This is a genomic window from Chryseobacterium lineare (assembly GCF_977014045.1).
Genome location: NZ_CDRNIQ010000001.1, coordinates 3218203 through 3238862 on the forward strand (window position 1 = coordinate 3218203; position 20660 = coordinate 3238862).

Sequence of the window (20660 nt, forward strand, 5' to 3'; positions counted from 1 at the left end):
AGTATGAAAATAGTTGTTTTAGGAGGAGGAGAAAGCGGTTGCGGTGCTGCTTATTTGGCTAAAAAACAAGGTCTGGAGGTTTTTCTTTCAGACAAAGGTGCTATTAAAGATCACTATAAGCAGTTTCTTACTGAAAATGAAATTGAATTTGAAGAAGAAAACCATAACGAAGAAAGAATCCTGAATGCAGACTGGATTGTCAAAAGCCCGGGAATTCCCAAAAAAGCGGAGATCATCTATAAGATTCATGATAAAGGAATCAGGCTTTCTTCTGAAATTGAATTTGCTTCGGAATTTACAGATGCCAAAATTATTGCCATCACAGGAAGTAATGGAAAAACAACGACCACGTCTCTGATCTACTATATCCTGAAAAACGATGGATTGAATGTAGGTTTAGGCGGAAATATCGGTTACAGCTTTGCCAAGCAGGTTGCCGATGAAAATCATGAATATTACGTATTGGAAGTCAGCTCTTTCCAACTCGATGATATTCAGAATTTCAGACCATACATCTCTTTATTACTGAATTTGTCACAGGATCATCTGGATCAGTACAATTACAATTATGAAGAATATGCTTTGGCGAAATTCAGAATAGCTGAAAACCAAGAAAATGATAATTTCTTTATCTACAACAAAGATGATGAAATGAGCAAGAATATTCTTGAAAAGCTGGAAATTAAAGCGAAAATGATTCCTTTTTCCACCAAAGAAAGACTCAACGAAGGAGGTTTTGTAGATGAAGACCGTATTGTGGTGAAGATCAAAGATGAATTCTCCATGAAAATTGAAGAATTGTCGCTCCTGGGAAATCATAATGTTGCCAACAGCCTGGCAGCGTCAATTGCCGGTAAGATATTGGAAATCAATAATGAAAGCATAAGAAATTCATTAATGACTTTTCAGGCGGTTGAACACAGGCTGGAGTTTGTCACAGAACTTGAAGGGGTGAAATACATCAACGACAGCAAAGCAACCAATGTCAACGCCACCTATTATGCCTTGGAAAGCATGAAAAACCCAACCGTTTGGATCGTGGGCGGAATAGACAAAGGAAATGACTATACCGAAATTGAAGATTTAGTTAAAAGAAAAGTAAAAGCAATTGTTTGCTTAGGTATTGATAATGAAAAAATTATAAGCTTCTTTAAAAATAAGAAAGAGTTTATTTACGACACTTCAAGCATGGAAGAGGCGGTAAAGATCTCAAAATCTCTGGCTCAGAAAGGAGATACTGTTTTGCTCTCCCCATGCTGTGCAAGCTTTGATTTATTTAAAAGCTATGAAGACAGAGGAAAACAGTTTAAACAGCAAGTATTAAAAAATAAATAGAGTCCCAAAAACTCCCTCTCCCTTGGAGAGGGTTGGGGTGAGGATATTATGAACGAACAAGACACAGAAAACAGATTTGAATTCCTGAAGGGCGATAAAGTACTTTGGATGGTCATTCTTGTGATCTCCATTTTCTCTATTTTCCCGGTCTATTCTGCAAGCTCAAATCTGGAATATATTGTGAATAACGGGACTACAACAGGTCACGTGATTAAGCATATGTTCTTTGTGGTCTTAGGTCTTGCGATCATGAGAGTAGTAGGAATGGTGAAATATGAATACATCGGCAAGCTCAGCAGCATCCTGCTTGGGCTCATGATTATTCTGTTGGTTGTCACTATGTTTACCGGCCAGACCATCGATGGGGCAAGTGCTTCCAGATGGCTAAAAATCCCCGGAACACCGATATCCTTTCAGCCATCTTCATTTGCTTTCCTGATGCTGATTATTTATCTCTGCAGGTATTTAACCAAAAAGATCACAAGAGAAAGGCTTCCGATTGAGAATATTATGTACATATTCGGGCCTATTCTGCTGGTTTTTGTACTCGTTGCAAAAGACAACGGATCTACGGCATTAATGATTTTAATGGTCTCTGTCATTGTTTTGATTATCGGGCAGCTGCACTGGAAATATATTGCAGGATTTATCTCTGTATCATTTATCGCTATTGTTTTGTTTTTAATTGTTGCTTTAAACACCAACCTTATCGGAGGAAACCGGGTACACACCTGGATGAGCCGTATCGAAACATTTACCTCAAGCAAAGCCAAAACAGCAGATGTTGACGATGAAAGTGTGAAAGCCAAAAACTACCAGGTGATGCAGGCCAAAGCGGCTATTGTCCATGGCGGAATTACCGGAATGGGACCCGGAAAAAGTGCATTAAAGCAAATGCTGCCACAATCTGCCTCCGACTTTATTTTCGCAGTGATTGTTGAAGAATACGGACTTATAGGAGCGGCTTTTCTCATCAGTCTGTATCTCATTATGATGATCAGGATCGTGATGATCGCCAGCAAGATGCCGGCTTTCTTCGGATCGTTGCTCGTGCTCAGCCTCGGGGTGATGATCTTTGTGCAACTTTCCGTAAATATTGCGGTGGCCATTAATCTGATTCCGGTGACTGGTCAACCATTGCCATTGATCAGCTACGGAGGAACATCCATGCTCGTCACCTATTTACAGCTGGGAATCATTCTAAATATCAGCTCAAGAATACAGATTTATGATGAGGAAGGATTGGGCAAAAGGCAAAGTATTGCAGAAATAAATGACATTGCTTAAAGCAACAGAGAGTCCCGAAGGGACGACATAAATAAGGATATGATGCAATCCTGTCAAAAATAAAACGAATCATATAAAATTTGATTAAATAAAATAAAAATGGACAATCAATCAGCCAATAGTCAAAAGCCAAAAAACATCCGCGTATTATTATCCGGAGGAGGTACAGGAGGACATATCTTCCCGGCAATTGCTATTGCAGACGAAATCAAAAAGAGATTTCCTAAGGCCGAGTTTTTGTTCATTGGTGCCAACGGCAAAATGGAAATGGAAAAAGTTCCGCAGGCCGGGTACAAAATACAAGGAATCGATATTGCCGGAATCAACCGCGGAAATATCCTTTCCAATTTAGGGTTGCCTTTTAAGATTTTAAAAAGTTTATCCAAGTCCAAAAAGATCATTAAAAACTTCGCCCCTGATTTGGCTATAGGCACAGGTGGTTTTGCCAGCGGGCCGGCTCTGTATGAAGCCAGTAAACTGGGGATTCCGATTTTTATTCAGGAGCAGAATGCACACGCAGGCGTAACGAATAAAATTTTAAGTAAAAAAGCAAAAGCCGTGTTTACCGCTTATCCCAAAGTAGAAGGCTTCCCGGCTGAAAAAATAAAGTTTCTGGGTAATCCCATTCGTTCAACTATTGTTTCCGGAATGCAGGATATTGTTCAGGCAAAAGAAAAAATGGGTCTTGATAAAGATAAACTGACCATTTTATCTGTCGGCGGATCTTTAGGTTCAAGAACATTAAACAATGCCTGGAAAGAAAATCTGGAAAACCTAAAGGAAAAAAGCTATCAGCTGATCTGGCAGACGGGAAAACTGGACTATAAAGAAATTGTTGATGGGTTTCAGTTGTCAGTTGATGGAAATAACCAACAACCAGCAACCAGCAACCAGATACAAATAAAAGAATTCATCAAAGATATGGAAACCGCTTATTCCGCAGCAGATGTTATTGTTTCAAGAGCGGGAGCCATTGCCATTTCAGAACTGGCAGTAGCACAGAAACCGGTGTTATTGGTTCCATTTCCTTTTGCAGCGGAAGATCACCAGACTAAAAATGCGATGAACCTGGTAGAAAAAAATGCTGCAAGAATGGTAAAGGACTCTGAAATACAGGAAAAATTCTGGAATACCCTTTCAGAGATCTGCGAAAGTGAAGAATTGAGAAAAGAAATGTCCGGCAATCTCAGATATTTTGCGAAGCCAAACGCAGCAAAAGAGATTGTAGACGAGATTTTAAAATTGATATAAGTATAGTAGATGTCAAACGAACTTTCAGTATATAGAAAATTCATTTATAAAGATGATGCTTTAGAATTGGCAAAAATTCTGGAAGAGAATTACTTCGTGTATGAGCTTACGGATAACTCTTCGAAATTAGATTCAAGCTTCGGAGGAGATATCAATACAAAACAATATGAATTAAAAATTAAGAAAGATGATTTTATTGAGGTTGAAAAAATTGAAGAAGACCTCGTAAAAAATGATCTTGAAAATGTAGAAGAAACCTATCATCTCTTTGATTATCCCGATGAAGAACTCATAGAAATTGTGACCAAAAAAGATGAATGGAACAAGTTTGACTATTTGCTTGCTCAAAAAATATTAAAAGAAAGAGGGAAAGAAATTAATCCCGAACTCTTAAATGTTATAAACAAACAGAGAATTGAAAGTCTCTCAGTACAAGAAGAAAGTCCTGTATGGCTGATAATCATTGGATATATATCCGCCTTCTTAGGTGGATTCTTGGGAGTATTCATCGGTGGTTATTTAATGTATTATAAAAAAGCTTTGCCAAACGGAGACAGAATTTATGGGTTCAACAGAAACGACAGGAGTCATGGCCAAAATATCCTTATCATCTCTGCAATAGCATTTTTTGTGTGGATCGGATTTAGGCTTTTTAATTAACAGATATAAAATGAACAATTTAGAAACATATCAGAATTTTTACTTCGTGGGTATCGGAGGTATCGGGATGAGTGCTCTGGCACGGTATTTCCATGCTTCGGGCAAAAAAGTGTCGGGGTATGATAAAACCAACACCAAGCTTACACAGGCTCTGATGAACGAAGGAATTGATATTGTTTTTGAGGATATAATTGCCGAAAAAATCACGCCTCTTCAAAAGGAAAATACATTGGTAATCTATACGCCGGCTATTAAAAAGCTTAGGATTTTAGATTACTTTAATGAACATCAGTTTGAAGTTCTCAAACGGGCAAAAGTTTTAGGCTTAATTACAGAAAATACAGATTGTATCGCCGTTGCCGGAACTCATGGAAAAACAACAACTTCTACATTGGTTTCGCATTTATGTAAAGAAGCAGATTTGCCGTTTTCCTGTTTCCTTGGAGGAATTTCTGAGAATTTTAAATCGAATTTCCTTTATAATGGGACACAGTATTCTGTAGTTGAGGCAGATGAATATGACCGAAGTTTCCTGAATCTATCCCCTGACTGGGCCGTAATCACATCGATTGATGCCGATCATCTCGATATTTATGGAGATAAAAATACTATTGAAGAAGGATTCAGACAGTTTGCCGCATTGGTTCCGGAAGACAAACAGCTTTTTGTAAGAAAAGGAATTGACATCGGAAGACCTCATCTTACCTATGCTGTAAACGAGGAGGCAGATTATTATTCCGATAACCTGCGCATGGAGAATGATACGATCTATTTTGATTTTCATACTCCTGAAGAAACGGTAAAAGACTTTGCGTGGGAAATTCCCGGAATTCACAATGTGGAAAATGCAACCGCTGCCTTGGCGATTCTCCACAAGTTAGGAGTAAGCTTTGAAACTCTTAAAAAGGCAATAGCCAATTTTAAAGGTATTAAAAGAAGATATACCAAACACAGATATGATAACGGTAAAATTTACATCGACGATTACGCTCATCACCCGACAGAAATTAATGCGGTAATGAGCTCGATCCGGACTTTTTACCCGGAAAAGAAACTGTTGGTGGTTTTCCAGCCGCACCTTTTCAGCAGAACGAGAGATTTTGTTGACGGTTTTGCAGAAAGCCTGAGTCAGGCCGATGAATTGATCCTGCTTGATATTTATCCTGCAAGAGAGCTTCAGGAAAACTTTGAAGGCATTACTTCAGATTGGTTACTGGAAAAAGTGACCTTGAATAAAAAGGAAGTCTCAACATTAAGCGATGCTTTCAATAAGATAAAAGAAAAAGAATTTGACATCCTTCTGACGGTAGGCGCAGGGAATATTGATACGCTGTATGATCCTATTTGTGAGTGGATGAGTAAATATTAATTTAATAAACGCAACGAGCGCAACGGAATTTATATATGACAAAAAAGTAACAGATAACAATAGAAACAAAACCTTGCGAGCATAGCGTTAAAAAATTAAAGAATGAAAAATAAATACAGAATATTAAAAATTGCCGTCACAGTAATTCTTCTTGGGTTTCTGCTGAGCTTTTCACTGAAGAAATTCAGTGGGCAGAAGATTACGGACAATAAGATTTCTGTAAAGATGAGCGAGAAAACGCCGGTTTATTTTATTGACGAAAAAGACATCAGGGAGATTGTAAAGAAAGAAAACCCTTCCGGGAAAGTGGGCGACTTGAATATTCCTGCGCTGGAAAAAAAGATCAATGCCCTTCCTGCGGTCGACAGTGCCAATGTTTATTTGAATCTGAATGGAAAACTGAATCTGGATATCAAGCAAAGAGTACCTGTTTTCAGGCTGAATAAAAACGGCAGAGACTTTTATGTAGATGAAAAAGGAGTTGAATTTCCGATCTCTAAAACATATTCCCATCCTTGTATGCTGGTGACGGGAGATGTCCAGAAAGATGAATATAAGAAATTGGCTGAGCTGGTTGAGAAAATTGATAAAGATGATTTCAGCAAGAAATATTTTATCGGAATATCGAAGGACAATGGCGATTATAACCTGCTGACCAGCGAAGGAAACTATAAAGTGGAAATCGGGGATCTTGATAATATTGAATTTAAGGTAAAAGGCTTTAAAACTTTCGTGGAAAAATATCTGGTGTATCAGGATCCTGAAAAGTACAATATGGTGTCTGTAAAATACCAGAATCAGATCGTAACGACTTTGAATCCTTATTTTAAAGAAAACGACAGTATTCTGAATGTAAGAAATAAAGAACTGGCTAAAGCTTCCATTGTTCCGGTGAAAAAACCCAACGATAAGCCAAAGCCGGCTGAGATAAAAAAGACAACGAAAAAACTAACCCCCTCTTCAGTAAAACCAAAAACAGTAACCAAGCCGAAAGAAACAAAAAAAACAGAGAAGAAACCAACGGCAGCAAAGCCGAAAACAAAGGCAAAAGTTAAAATAGAATAAAAATCAAATCGATATAAACAATGGAAAATCAAGAGTATTCAGTAGGTCTGGACATCGGGACGACGAAAATCGTCGCGATTGTCGGAAGGAGGAATGCACACGGGAAAATAGAAGTTCTCGGTGTAGGGAAGGCTAAGAGTCTTGGTGTTCACAAAGGTATTGTGAATAATATTTCACAGACCATTAATTCAATCAAGGCTGCTGTGTCTGAGGCACAGTCCAGCGCAGGAGTGCCTATCCGTAAAGTAACGGTAGGTATTGCAGGAAAACACATCCGTTCGCTGCAGCACTCCGATTATATTATGCGTGAACATCCGGACAAATTCATCACAGATGATGACATTGAAGCATTGAAAGATCAGGTCAAGAAGCTGGTCATGCTTCCCGGTGAAGAAATTATCCATGTACTTCCTCAGGAATATAAGGTAGACTCCGAAGGAGAAATCCAGGAGCCTGTCGGCATGCACGGAAAACGTCTGGAAGCCAACTTCCACGTTGTCGTAGGCCAGATGGGAAGCATCCGCAACATTGCAAGATGTGTCCGTGAAGCAGGACTCGAAATGGAAGCTCTTACGCTGGAACCTTTAGCGTCTTCGGAAGCCGTATTAACGAAAGAAGAAAAAGAAGCGGGGGTAGCCATCGTAGACATCGGTGGCGGAACAACAGATATCGCTATTTTTAAAGACAATATTATTCGCCACACCTGTGTAATTCCTTACGGTGGCGGAATTATTACGGAAGATATTAAAGAAGGCTGTTCGATCATTGAAAAACATGCGGAGCAGCTGAAGGTAAAATTCGGATCTGCGGTTCCCGAGCTGGAAAAAGACAGTACGTACGTAACGATCCCCGGACTTCACGGCAGACCGGACAAGGAGATTTCTCTGAAAACACTTGCTCAGATTATCAATGCGAGAGTGGAAGAAATTCTGGAAATGGTGAATACCGAATTAAAAGCGTACGGCGCATTCGAGCAGAAGAAAAAGCTGATCGCCGGAATCGTGCTTACAGGAGGTGGTTCCAATCTGAAGCATCTGCGACAGCTGGCCAATTATACCACAGGCTTCGACAGCAGAATAGGTTTTGCCAATGAATATATAGCGAACGATAAAAATCAGTATCTTAAAGGACCTGAATTCGCGACTTCCATTGGGTTGCTGATGGAGAGTTTAAAGATCAGGGACAAAAAGCAGCATGCTGACATTCAGGAGACCGTTCAGGAACAGGCAGAAGTAAAAGCAGATGCTCACGTTCCCGCAGCCGATACAGTAAATGAACCACTGCAGCAGACAGAAGCTGCCCGGCAGGAACAGACAGTAAGCGAGCAGCAGGCTAAAAAAGCAGCGAAACTGACGTTCGGACAGACGCTAATGGAAAAAGTAAAAAAATTCTTTGAAGAAGTAGAGTAAATTATAAATGATGAAGTGATAAGCGATAAATGACTTTCCTTATCAATTATCATCAATCAATTATCAATTATAATTATAAAAAGTATAGTTATGGAAAATTTAGGGACACAGGGGTTTTCGTTTGATTTGCCAAAAGGAAATTCATCAATAATAAAAGTAATCGGTGTAGGAGGCGGTGGAAACAATGCCCTGAAGCACATGTACGAAAAAGGAATTCACGGGGTAGATTTCGTGATCTGCAACACAGATGCCCAGACATTGGATAATAACCCGGTTGCCAACAAAGTGCAGCTGGGAACTACCATTACCGAAGGTCTTGGTGCGGGGGCAGACCCTGAAGTAGGAGAAAAATCTGCTATCGAAAGCATCGAGGATATCAAAGCGGCAATGGGGCAAAATACCAAAATGGTCTTCATCACTGCCGGAATGGGTGGTGGTACTGGAACCGGTGCGGCTCCTGTTATTGCCAAAGTCGCAAAAGATATGGGAATCCTTACGGTAGGGATCGTTACCGTTCCTTTCAGCTTTGAAGGAAAAAGAAGACTGGAGCAGGCGGAAAACGGACTAGATAAATTAAGAAACAACGTAGACTCTCTTATTGTTATTAATAATGATAAGCTGAGACAGCAATTCGGAAACCTTGGTTTCAAACAGGGATTCTCAAAGGCCGATGAAGTGTTGACTAATGCTGCCAAAGGAATGGCTGAAGTAATTACCGGTTACTTCGATGTAAACATTGACTTTAGAGATGCTAAATCTGTGCTTCAGAACTCGGGAACGGCATTAATGTCTACAGGGGTAGCTTCAGGGGAAAATAAAGCCGAAGAAGCCGTAAGAAAAGCACTGGATTCCCCATTGCTGAACGATAACAAGATTACCGGAGCCAAAAACGTGCTTTTGCTGATCAGAAGTGGCGCGGAAGAGGTAACGATGGACGAAATCGGGGTGATCATGGATCATATCCAGAAAGAAGCCGGACACACAGCCGATATTATTTTCGGGGTGGGTTCTGATGAAGAGCTTGGCGATTCTGTAAGCGTTCTTGTAATTGCTACAGGTTTCTCAAACGACAATAAAAAGTTTTCCGGGCCTACAGAGAAGATCAAGATCAGCCTCAATGACAGCTTCGATTCACCGAAAGAATCTCCTTTTAAAACAAGACAGGAGAGAGAAGAAGTGCCTGAGCAGGGCTATGATTTCGGGGGGAAAAACCTTTTCAGACTGGATGATGAAGACAATGATGCGCCATTCTTCGGATCGTCCCCTGAAAAAAAAATGACCATTGAAGAAGAACCTGCCAGAACCGAAATAAAATTCACTGACAGAGAAGAAGATACATTACATACACCGGAACAAAGCTGGAGAAACGAAGAGGAAGAAGAATCATTCAGCCTGTTTTCACTGGATGAAGAACAGGAAGATGCCAACGACCTTGAAATAGAATCTTTCAAGTTTGATTTCGACCATAAAAAAGAAGAACAGCAGACCACAGGATCTTCCACATCTTCTTATTTTGAAGAGAAGTCTGTAGAATTCAGCTTTTTTGTGAATGAGCCGAAGAATAGCGAGCCGAAGTCTGACTCCGGACAGCCAAAAGCTGAATTCACCGCTGCAAGCGAAGTAAACCAGCTTACGCAAGAGCCTCTTCAGAAGGTAGAGCATTTCTTTCAGCATCTGAAAGAAGAGCCGGTAGTGGAAACTAAATCGGAAACGGAAGCTCCGAAGCCTTCGGAAGAAGAGTTCACGTTTGTGAATAAAACTGTAGATCAGGAGAGAGTAATGGAAAGAAGAAACAAGCTGAAGGAATTCAATTCACGCTACCAGAGCTTCGACAGCACCAGCGAGTTTGAGTCTGTTCCTGCCTTCAAAAGAAAGAATATCTCTATTGACGGATCCAACGCTTCAGACCAGAACATCAACACCTATCTGTCTGACAACAACGGAAACATGCAGATCAGAGAAAACAGGTTTTTGAATAAAGATGTAGATTAAATCAATATACCAATGTAAAAATGTACCAACGTAACAATATATAACTCTGGTGCTGAGCTTGTCGAAGCATTTATTGGCAAACTGTTACATTGATACATTGTTAAATTAAAAATAGTGTAACAGCGAAAAAGTGTACCAACGTAACAATATATAACTATGATGCTGAGCTTGTCGAAGCAATTATTGGTAAACTGTTACATTGATACATTGTTAAATTAAAAATAGTGTAAAAGCGAAAAAGTGTACCAACGTAACAATATATAACTGTGATGCTGAGCTTGTCGAAGCATTCATTGGTAAACTGTTACATTGATACATTGTTAAATTAAAATAGGGAACAGTGAAAAAATGTACCAACGTAACAATATATAACTGTGATGCTGAGCTTGTCGAAGCATTTATTGGCAAACTGTTACATTGATACATTGTTAAATTAAAAATAGTGTAACAGCGAAAAAATGTCCCAACGTAACAATATATAACTGTGATGCTGAGCTTGTCGAAGCACTCATTGGTAAACTGTTACATTGATACATTGTTAAATTAATTAAGATGAGTTTAGAAAATACCATAAGCGAAGCGATAAAAACAGCGATGAGAGCTAAAGACAGAGTGGCTTTGGATTCTCTTCGTGCTGTAAAGTCGCAGATATTACTTCTGAAAACGGAAGCCCGGGACGCAGAAGTGACCGAGGAGCAGGAGATCGCCATTCTTCAGAGAATGGTAAAGCAGCGTAAGGATTCTTACGATCAGTTTACTGCGCAGGGAAGAAATGACCTGGCAGAAGTGGAGGAAGCCCAGATGAAAATCATAGAGCAGTTCCTTCCCAAGCAGCTCTCTGCAGAAGAGCTGGAAGCTGCGATAAAAAACATTATTGCCGAAACAGGAGCCGGATCGATAAAAGATCTGGGTAAAGTAATGGCAGCAGCTTCAAAATCTTTAGCCGGTAAATCCGACGGAAAGAGTATTTCCGAGACGGCAAAGAGACTGCTCTCCTAATTAGTTGTTGGTTGACTGTTGCTTGTTGATAGTCCTTAAAACAATCAACTATTAATCAAAAACCCATCAACTATTTTATAAGGATATTCAACCTTTGCATATCGATTTGATTAAAGAAGCCCGGAACCTTATCAGTTCCGGGCTTACTTTTATCCTTAGTTAATGTTCAGTTCCGGGGAACTGAACGTTGTCTTAGTTCTGAGAGGGAAATCTTTTCATGGTAGTGATTTCAGAATCTTTTCAAATATAAGCTTTTTTATTGATGATACCCTCTAATAACCATCATAAAATCAGCTTTATATACAGAATATACAGATCTTTTAGTATTCTTGGATGCCGTCCCTCAACAGCACTGCCTTCACTCTATAAGATCCATATCTATTCCAATAGCCTTCCACATTATATACAGGCCTTTTAGCATTCCTGCATTGCCGTCCCTCAACAGCACTGCTTTCATCCTATAAGATCCCTGCTCATGAGACCTCCAAATCATCGCTTTCCTTTAAAACACTCCACTCTGAAATTCCCCTTCGCTCTCAAACGCTAAGACGTTTCTATTTTTTTATTTTCCGACTTCAAAACCCTTCCACATTATATACAGTTCCTTTATTATTTCCCGCATTGCTGTCCCTCAACAGCACTGCCGTCATCCTATAAGATCACTGTTCATGAGAACTCCACATCATCGCTCTCCTTTCAACACGCTACCCTCAAATACTCCAACTCCAAAACCCTTCCCCATTATATACAGGCCTTTTAGCATTCTCTGCATTACTGTCCCTCAACAGCACTGCCGTCATCCTATAAGATCACTGCTCATGAGACCTCCACATCATCGCTCTCCTTTCAAAACACTACAAAACTACTACTAATGAAACTCCCATCCCGCTCTCAGGCGCTAAGATGTTCCGATTTTTCTATTTTCCGACTTCAAAACCCTTCCACATTATACAGTTCCTTTATTATTTCCTGCATTGCTGTCCCTCAACAGCACTGCAATCATCCTTAAGATCACTGTCCATGAGTTCCTCTACATTACGCTCTTCTTCAAATACTCTTACGCTAAAATTCTTCTCATACTGTTATCTTCTCATACTTTACATTAATACTGGTCCTTTACTCATCTCATATGCCTGATCAAAATAGCCACTCAGCGAAACAACCTTTGAATTATCCATTGGGTTGATATACCTTAGGAACATCTGTTCCGTAGAATGTCCTGTTGCTTCCATCAACAGAGAAGTTGGGATCTTTCCGTAGAAGTTCGTGGCAAAGCTCCGTCTCCCGATGTGGCTGGTAATCAGCTCCCATTTCTCTTTGATCACTGTTGCCAGCCTGTGAAACACCCTTTTTTTCGCCTTCACTTTGTTGTGCAATCCTGCCAGCCTGGCGATCTCCTTGATCTGTCTGTTGTAGACTGCATCTCTTATCTCTTCAGGGAATTCGCCACCATTTTCCCTGATAATCTCAACGACGGCGGGGTGCATGGGCAGGGTAATTTCTTTTCTGGTTTTCTTCTGCATAAAAGAGACACATGTGATCCCTTTCACCTCGATCAGCTTTTCGCTGGTGAACTTCATAAAATCGGAAACCCTCTGACCGGTATAGCAGCTGATCAGCAGCCACTTTTTCGCCGATAGCAGCTCATCCGGAACCTCACACTCCTCAATACTCCTGATCTCATCGTCTGAGAAGGTGATCATTTCACGGCGAAGGCCATCCCTGCGGATATCCAGCTCGCGGACTTTCGTTCTCATTCCTTGCCGCTCTAAATAATTAAGAATGGTCTTTACAAAGTGGATGCTTCGGTAGATGGTATTTTCGCTGTACCTTTCTTGTTTTCCGAAATCGATGAATTCGCGTACAAACTCGTAGTTGATCTCATTGACCTGAAGCCTTCGGCAAAGTTTTCCCTGGAAACGCCCCATAAGACGAAAAAACACCATATACCTCTTGTAGGTAGAATGGCATATCAGCGCTCTTCGTGAAGCAATATACTCGTGCATATAGCTCATGAAAGTATCAGGGGTGTACACATGCTCCTTTTCCAGGCTGAGGTCTTTGACGATTCTCGCGAGCCTTCGGTGCGAAACCGGTCTTTTTCTTTTGATGCTAAGAATATCCAGGAGACACATCCGGATATTATCAAGCTTGTGATTGATCATTTTGTTTCTTTTCAGGTAGATGTTGATGGGCCTTTGCCTGTCGCTATCCCATTCATGAGGGTCTATCCTGAGATAGGTTCTGAAGCGAAAATGAACTTTGCCCTCTGCGTCGCGAACCACAACACGCAGATCGGCCGATTCCCCCTTGGCAGGGAGGAAATACTGAATTTCCATAGTGTTAAATTATAGGTTTTTTAAAAAGTTTTTTTTTGACCCCTAATTTAACATAAAAAAGTAGTCCAGCCTAGACTACTTTTCCGGACAAATGTAAACAAATTATTTTTACTTCCAAATAAATAACGAATTGTTTTTTAGTTGATTAGTTTTTAAGCAATGTAAAGACTGCTTGAGAAACCCTCAAATTAATACACCTGATTTTTACATAGAATTTAGCATTAAGTCTTTGTAACACTTCATTAATGTAGAAAAGTAGTCTAGGCTGGACTACTTTTTAAAACACTCCCTCGATAAAACTAAAAATGATGATTTATTCCCTGACACCCAACTCTCTGCGCGTATTCCTGAGGATTTTGTCCTTTGCGGTACTGCTTATTCCGGTGTCAATATCCTCTCAGTTTCCTTGTTCATCCGCCGATCTCTTTATTTCCGAAGGCTCCTACCTGTACACCGAACAGCCGGTTACCCTTACCATTACAGACACTCCACGCCCGCAGCTATCAACAAACAGCCAGGCAGTAGCTCCCCAACCTAAGGTGATAAAAGCTTCTTCAAAAAAATTAGCTTCCGGACCTTCTGCAGAAAGTAAAAGAAATCCTTCTTTCCGTTATATTCCTTCTGAAAACACGCACCACTTCAGTACCCCCGGAAGCCTTTCTTCACTGGCCGTCCTGGGAACTCCTCTCCTGAAGCTGCAGCAAAAAACAATACCATCATCTTTTATTCTATTGATAAGCGCAAGAAGGGATCAGGAAAAACATATTCATAACACGTTCTACCTTTTTCAGCTAAAACCTATCACGATCAATCATTTCGGCCGCCCTCCACCTGTGATTCAATCATAAGGCACAAGAGTTTTTTTAACACATCAATCACATAAGAAGTAACGTTACAACTTTGAAAACAAAAAGAAACACATCAGTTCATGAAAATCTTTGATTTTCCTGCGCAGCAAATGGTCATTCACTATCCACTCTGTTTGTCATCCCGTAGGGATTTCAGCAAAGAAAATCACATAACATTAGTGGAATTAGTGTTCAACTATTAGTGCCATGCGTGTTTCATCAATTTGAGTGTTTTTTCGTAACAAGGTGAAGAAAAAATATATCGGGAATGAAATTTATTCTCAAACTCATAAACTTCTCGATACGATTTCTTCAAAATCTACTCGAAGTGACGGAGGTTTTTAGTGAGGGTGAATTTTAGGGTTGGAGGGCCGTCAATTCGAGTGTTTTTTCGTAACGAAGTGAAGAAAAAATGTATCGAGAATTAAATTGACCCTCAAACTCACAAACTTCTCGATACGATTTTTTCAAAATCTACTCGAAGTGACGAGCCTGTCGAAGCCATCATTGAGTCGGAGGGTTTGAGAGTGGGAGTGTTTTAGGGTCGGAGGGCCGTCAATTCGAGTGTTTTTTCGTAACAAAGTGAAGAAAAAATGTATCGAGAATTAAATTGACCCTCAAACTCACAAACTTCTCGATACGATTTCTTCAAAATCTACTCGAAGTGACGAGCCTGTCGAAGCTATTATTAAGTCGGAGGGTTTGAGAGTGGGAGCGTTTTAGGGTCGGAGGGCCGTCAATTCGAGTGTTTTTTCGTAACAAGGTGAAGAAAAAATGTATCGGGAGTGAATTTATCCTCAAACTCACAAACTTCTCGATACGATTTTTTCAAAATCTACTCGAAGTGACGAGCCTGTCGAAGCCATCATTGTGTCGGAGTGTTTGAGAGTGGGAGCGTTTTAGGGTTGGAGGGGAATATGGGAGGGTTTGAGAGGGGAAATAGTGGCTTCGAGTCACCTCAGCCACCAGGACTCTCCCACCCTCAAACTCTAAAACCCTCCGACCCTCCAACTCTAAAACCTCAGTGGACTCTTATAAGTGCAACGCCTTTGTGAAACTAAAAAACGCATCATAGATAAAAAAATCTTAGTGTACTTAGTGTTCACGGTGTCAGGCTGAGCCTGTCGAAGCCCAAACCAATTAGTCTTTAATAATATAACAACAAACATAAATACAAAACAATGAAACAATTAATTACAACCGCTGTTCTGCTCTTCAGCACCACAGCATTTGCCCAAGTGGGGATCAATAACACTTCCCCAAAAGCAACCCTTGACATCACTGCCAAAACCAACGGAACCAAACCAGAAGGGCTCATTATCCCGCAATTATCTGGAAGTGATATCCGTACCGCAACCGCAGCATCTGTCTATGGGACAGCACAGAAAGGACTCATCTTGTACGCATCTGCTGCCGATTCGGCTCCCGCAGGCGCGACAGCCAGTATTACGGCTCCGGGATATTATTATTTTGATGGAAGTGCATGGCAGAAAATGAACGGCGCGGCGGCAGGTGATACCACCAATGATGCCTGGATCAATGATACGACTAATGGTCTGGTAAAGTTGGGAACAAAAGCAGACGGTACAGCCAGAGCAGCAGGAGCGGACTTTGTAGTCAAAGATAACGGTCAGATAGGAATAGGCACAAGCAGCCCAGATGCCAGTGCAGCTTTAGATGTTACATCTACTAATAAAGGATTGTTAATTTCAAGGATAGCCTTAAACAGTACCACAGATTCCTCAACAATTGCATCACCTGCCGCAGGGTTACTAATTTATAATACTAATACATTATTAAGTGACGGAGCTGGCATATATTATAACAGTGGAACGTCTGCATCTCCATTATGGAGCAAATTAGCTTCAAATTCTTCTACAGCTTTTATTCCTACTTTAAAGCTCGCTACTAAAGGAAATTCAACAACTGTCACAACCTCACCAGGGGCTTACTCAACACTTAGCCTTTCTAATGTTTCTTTTAATGATGGCAATTATAATAGTTCATCCAGTACATATACAGTTCCTAGTTCGGGTTATTATCAAATTAGTGCGATGTTAACTGCTGCTGCTAACGCAAGCGGAAATAACAATGGATCTATTTTTATATTGGTAAACGGAAGTACTTATTATTCTATGACTACATTTAATAATGTTGCAGTTGATAATTACAATGGAGGTACAATTACTTTACCATTTAATACAGGAGATACAATAAAACTAACAAGTCAGGGATGTAGTGGTTGTAACGCCACTGCTTATTATTGGAAAAATCCATCTATGACAATTATGAAGGTTTCAAATTAAAATTAACCCGCTGGCACGAGTGTCTCGCTCGTGCTAGTTTTAAAGATTCAGAGAGGGTGTCGGGCCACGAGCGAGACGCTAGCGCCAGCCCATCTTATAACAACAATTAATGTCTAATAATAAATTTAACAACCATTTAAAAATATACAACAATGGCAACAATTCTTCACAGAATCAAAGCGTATCTGTACGATAATGTTTTAACGAAAGACAATCCTAATGATTTCACGGCACGCACCGCAAGCGAACGCAGTCTCAATGTACAACAGATCTGCCAGTCAGCCGCCAACCGCGGAGGGGCAGATATTTCTGCTTCGGCAATGGAGCATGCGACGGAGCTGTTCCTTAAAGAAATGGCGTACCAGCTTTGTGATGGGTACTCCATCAATACTGGTTATTTCACGGCTAATACCACCATTCGTGGGGTTTTTGATAGTCCGTCAGAAACTTTTAATAAAGATAAGCACAGTATTATCTTCCAGTTCAACCAGGGAGAGAAGCTGAGGGCAGAGATTCCCAATATTGAAGTAGAAATCCTGGGCGTGGCAGAGGCTTCTGCAATAATCTTGCAGGTAACGGACGTAAAGAGCGGTTCGGTCAATGACCTACTTACTCCGGGCAGAAACCTTAAGATTGCCGGAAGCAAGATCAAGGTAGCAGGCAACGATCCTTTTGTTGGGGTATTCTTTGTCAATACCTCCTCTAATGTCAGAACAATGGTAGAGGAAAGTGATATCGTAACGAACAATCCTTCAGAGCTTATTGTAGTGATTCCTGCATTACCCGCAGGCACCTATCAGCTGGAAGTGGTGACGCAATATGCAGGCAGTATGACGCTCAAAGAGCCTCGCACCGCCGTTTTTGACCGTGAACTCACCGTCCAGTAAAACATGAGGATTGCAACGGTGCTTGCAAGGGGTATGCAAGGGCGCTAACAAGGCTCTTACACCGAGGCTTGCAAGATGCCTGCAACGTACCATGCAATCGGATTGCAAAAAGAAGAAGCTCTTTTCCGGCCGGCAAAGGAGCAGTGTATCATAAAGTCCGGCTAATATCATTTGTCTGCGCTCCGGTTGGGTTTTGGGTCCTGGCCGGAGTTTTTTGTGGAAGGGTTTTTGAGTTTGAGGATTTGAGTTTGAGGGTCGGAGAGTTTGAGGGTCGGAGGGTGAGAGTGTTTTAGAGTATCTGAGTATGGGAGTTCTACGGAACGACAAAGAGTTGTAAAATGCCGGTGACTGAGGATCTCGAAGTCACATCCTCTACATCATGGAAAATTAATTTTAACGCCACGAGCGCAAGGTTTTATTTGAAATGATTGCGTATATTTTCCGTTCGCAAAGGTACTTCGGCAGGCTCAGCATAAACTATAATGCTCAGCAAATGATAGCTAAATTTAATATTGCATTGTTTTTTTTGAACACGAAGTGCGCTAAGTTTTTTTGAAAGTATAATGCTTATTAGTTTCACAAAGCCGTTCCACTTAAAAGAGCTCGCAGAGTTTATCGTCACTTCGAGTAGATTTTGAAAAAATCGTATCGAGAAGTTTGTGAGTTTGAGGATAAATGTCATTCTCGATACTTTTTTTCTTCACCTTGTTACGAAAAAACACTCGAATTGACGAGGAATCCAATACTTAAAATTTAGTATCACCAAGCCGTTCCACTTAGAAGAGGACACCAAGCCAACTATTGTGAAGACTAACTATAAACTTTAGAAACCCCACCTTACCACTCCGATTGTCATCCCGTAGGGATCTAAGCCCGAATCTTTCCATGCTATCTTTAACAACTATGCCGAGATTCCTCCCGGAATGACAAAGTGGGTGTTTTAGGGTCGGAGGGTTTGAGAGTATGAGAGTGGGAGTATTTGGTGGCTGAGCGGAGCCGAAGCCACCATTTAACGGATTCCACCATGCCCCCTTGTCATCCCGCAGGGATCTAAGCCCGAATCTTTCCATGCTACTGTTACCAACGATGCCGAGATTCCTACCGGAATGACAAAGTGGGTGGGAGGGTTTTAGAGTAGTAGGTATGAGGGTTTCTGAGTAACGACAAAGAGTTGTAAAATGCCGGTGACTGAGGATCTCGAAGTCACATCCTCTACATCATGGAAAATTAATTTTAACGCCACGAGCGCAAGGTTTTATTTGAAATGATTGCGTATATTTTCCGTTCGCAAAGGTACTTCGGCAGGCTCAGCATAAACTATAATGCTCAGCAAATGATAGCTAAATTTAATATTGCATTGTTTTTTTTGAACACGAAGTGCGCTAAGATTTTTTGAAAGTATAATGCTTATTAGCTTCACAAAGCCGTTCCACTTAAAAGAGAACGCAGAGTTTATCGTCACTTCGAGTAGATTTTGAAAAAATCGTATCGAGAAGTTTGTGAGTTCGAGGATAAATGCCATTCTCGATACATTTTTTCTTCACCTTGTTACGAAAAAACACTCGAATTGACGAGGAATCCAATACTAAAAATTTAGTATCACAAAGCCGTTTCACTTAAAAGAGAACACAAAGCCAACCATTGTAAATGCTGACTGCAAGTGATCATAGGGACAATTTAAAAATTCCACTCCCCTGGAGGGGTGGCGAAAATTCAAAGAATTTTTGACGGGGTGGTTAGAATAGAGATTTGAGAATGGGAGGGTTTGAGAGTATGAGAGTGGGAGTATTTGGTGGCTGAGCGAAGCCGAAGCCACCATTTAACGGATTCCACCACGCTCCCTTGTCATCCCGTAGGGATCTAAGCCCGAATCTTTCTATGCTAATGTTACCAACGATGCCGAGATTCCTACCGAGATGACAAAGAGTAGTAAAACGGTGGGACTGAGGTCACTCGAAGGCCTGCGTTACAAGATATACTTAGGATCTATAAAATCAGTCAGCCAGACATTATTTTCGGAAAGGTAAAACAGAATTCCTTCTTTAAACATTTGCCCTGTCATGATGGTCAGAATAACTGGTTTTCCATGACGCATGCCGACCTTTGTTGCCGTTTCTTTATCACTGCTTAAATGAACATGTTGCCTGTTTCTTTTTTCGATTCCTTTATCTAAAATAGAATCGAGATTGGCCTGCGCCGTTCCATGGTAAAGGAACTCAGGCGGTTGTTGTGGATTCAGCGCTAAATCAATATCAATAGAATGCCCCTGATTGGCTCTGATCCTGGTTTTGTCTTCGTTAAAAATAAAACGCCTCTTGTCATTGGTTTCTACCACCTCATCAAGATCTTCAAGGGTGAAATGTATTGCATGGTTTGAGCATTTTTCCTTTAATTCCTCAACATCTGCCCAGCCGTTTTCATCTAAATTTAAGTTGATGGTTTCAGGTTTATGACGGAGAATGAGGCTGAGGAATTTACTTATCTTTTTCTTTTGCTGTTCGTTCATGGTTAGTGTTTTATTTCATTAATTTATTCTCTAATATAATAATTTTTCAATATCCTGCCTTGTTACCAATTGTGTCTGACAATCACTGGTGGTGACTGAGGGCCTAGAAATGAATTTTAACGCTACGAGCGCAAGGTTTTATTTAAATGATTGCATATATTTTCGTTCGCAATAGTACTTCGGCAGGCTCAGCATAAACTATAACACTCAGCAAATGATAGCTAATCCACACATTAATATCAATCACTGAAACTATGTACTCTTGTCACCCTGAGCTTGTCGAAGGGTCAATACAATACTCACATCCTAATAACTAAGGCTTCGACAGGCTCAGCCTGATACCTTATATCACATTCTTTTTTGAACACGAAGCTCACTAAGTTTTTTTGAAAGTATGGCGCATATTT

Annotated in this window: 14 protein-coding genes; 12 read left to right on the top strand and 2 right to left on the bottom strand. The window is 40.6% G+C overall.

Annotation, left to right across the window (positions count from 1 at the left end):
- The first annotated feature begins 3 nt into the window (after positions 1-3).
- The 9 genes from murD to ACWNCI_RS14400 all read left to right on the top strand — a co-directional run bounded on the left by murD (position 4) and on the right by ACWNCI_RS14400 (position 11367).
- On the top strand, positions 4-1335 hold the full coding sequence (gene murD, locus ACWNCI_RS14360) for a UDP-N-acetylmuramoyl-L-alanine--D-glutamate ligase (protein ID WP_449388816.1): 1332 nt from the start codon (positions 4-6) through the stop codon (positions 1333-1335).
- A gap of 48 nt (positions 1336-1383) precedes the next feature.
- The gene (locus tag ACWNCI_RS14365; RefSeq protein WP_346983687.1) at positions 1384-2622 is read left to right on the top strand and encodes an FtsW/RodA/SpoVE family cell cycle protein; all 1239 of its coding nucleotides are present in this window, start codon (positions 1384-1386) and stop codon (positions 2620-2622) included.
- A 99-nt stretch (positions 2623-2721) separates the two neighbouring features.
- Positions 2722-3873: an undecaprenyldiphospho-muramoylpentapeptide beta-N-acetylglucosaminyltransferase gene (gene murG / locus ACWNCI_RS14370; protein ID WP_449388817.1), complete on the top strand. Its 1152-nt coding sequence runs from the start codon at positions 2722-2724 to the stop codon at positions 3871-3873.
- A 9-nt stretch (positions 3874-3882) separates the two neighbouring features.
- The gene (locus tag ACWNCI_RS14375) at positions 3883-4533 is read left to right on the top strand and encodes a hypothetical protein (RefSeq protein ID WP_449388818.1); all 651 of its coding nucleotides are present in this window, start codon (positions 3883-3885) and stop codon (positions 4531-4533) included.
- Positions 4534-4543: 10 nt separating this feature from the next.
- Entirely contained in the window at positions 4544-5902 is a 1359-nt protein-coding gene (gene murC, locus ACWNCI_RS14380; protein WP_449388819.1) for a UDP-N-acetylmuramate--L-alanine ligase, read from the top strand.
- 102 nt (positions 5903-6004) lie between these two features.
- Entirely contained in the window at positions 6005-6967 is a 963-nt protein-coding gene (locus ACWNCI_RS14385; RefSeq protein ID WP_449388820.1) for a cell division protein FtsQ/DivIB, read from the top strand.
- Between the two features lie 20 nt (positions 6968-6987).
- Entirely contained in the window at positions 6988-8376 is a 1389-nt protein-coding gene (gene ftsA / locus ACWNCI_RS14390; protein WP_449388821.1) for a cell division protein FtsA, read from the top strand.
- Between the two features lie 90 nt (positions 8377-8466).
- Positions 8467-10368, top strand: coding sequence for a cell division protein FtsZ (gene ftsZ, locus ACWNCI_RS14395; RefSeq protein ID WP_449388822.1), 1902 nt, complete (start codon positions 8467-8469; stop codon positions 10366-10368).
- A 552-nt stretch (positions 10369-10920) separates the two neighbouring features.
- Entirely contained in the window at positions 10921-11367 is a 447-nt protein-coding gene (locus ACWNCI_RS14400) for a GatB/YqeY domain-containing protein (protein ID WP_346983682.1), read from the top strand.
- Positions 11368-12464: 1097 nt separating this feature from the next.
- Here ACWNCI_RS14400 and ACWNCI_RS14405 read toward each other — a convergent pair.
- Positions 12465-13706 carry a tyrosine-type recombinase/integrase gene (locus ACWNCI_RS14405; RefSeq protein ID WP_449388823.1) on the bottom strand — a complete coding sequence of 414 codons (1242 nt, stop codon included), beginning with the start codon at positions 13704-13706 and terminating at the stop codon, positions 12465-12467.
- A gap of 305 nt (positions 13707-14011) precedes the next feature.
- Here ACWNCI_RS14405 and ACWNCI_RS14410 point away from each other — a divergent pair, with 305 nt between their 5' ends.
- From ACWNCI_RS14410 to ACWNCI_RS14420, 3 genes are all read left to right on the top strand, one after another.
- On the top strand, positions 14012-14554 hold the full coding sequence (locus tag ACWNCI_RS14410) for a hypothetical protein (protein WP_449388824.1): 543 nt from the start codon (positions 14012-14014) through the stop codon (positions 14552-14554).
- A gap of 1181 nt (positions 14555-15735) precedes the next feature.
- Positions 15736-16860 (top strand): hypothetical protein, encoded by a 1125-nt coding sequence (locus ACWNCI_RS14415; RefSeq protein ID WP_449388825.1) that lies wholly within the window; start codon positions 15736-15738, stop codon positions 16858-16860.
- 152 nt (positions 16861-17012) lie between these two features.
- Complete coding sequence (locus ACWNCI_RS14420) at positions 17013-17747, top strand: DNA-binding domain-containing protein (RefSeq protein ID WP_449388826.1); 735 nt, start codon at positions 17013-17015, stop codon at positions 17745-17747.
- A 1966-nt stretch (positions 17748-19713) separates the two neighbouring features.
- Here the strand turns inward: ACWNCI_RS14420 and ACWNCI_RS14425 are convergent.
- A complete protein-coding gene (locus ACWNCI_RS14425; RefSeq protein ID WP_449388827.1) occupies positions 19714-20253 on the bottom strand; it encodes an RNA 2'-phosphotransferase in 540 nt (179 codons plus the stop codon).
- Positions 20254-20660 lie beyond the last annotated feature (407 nt).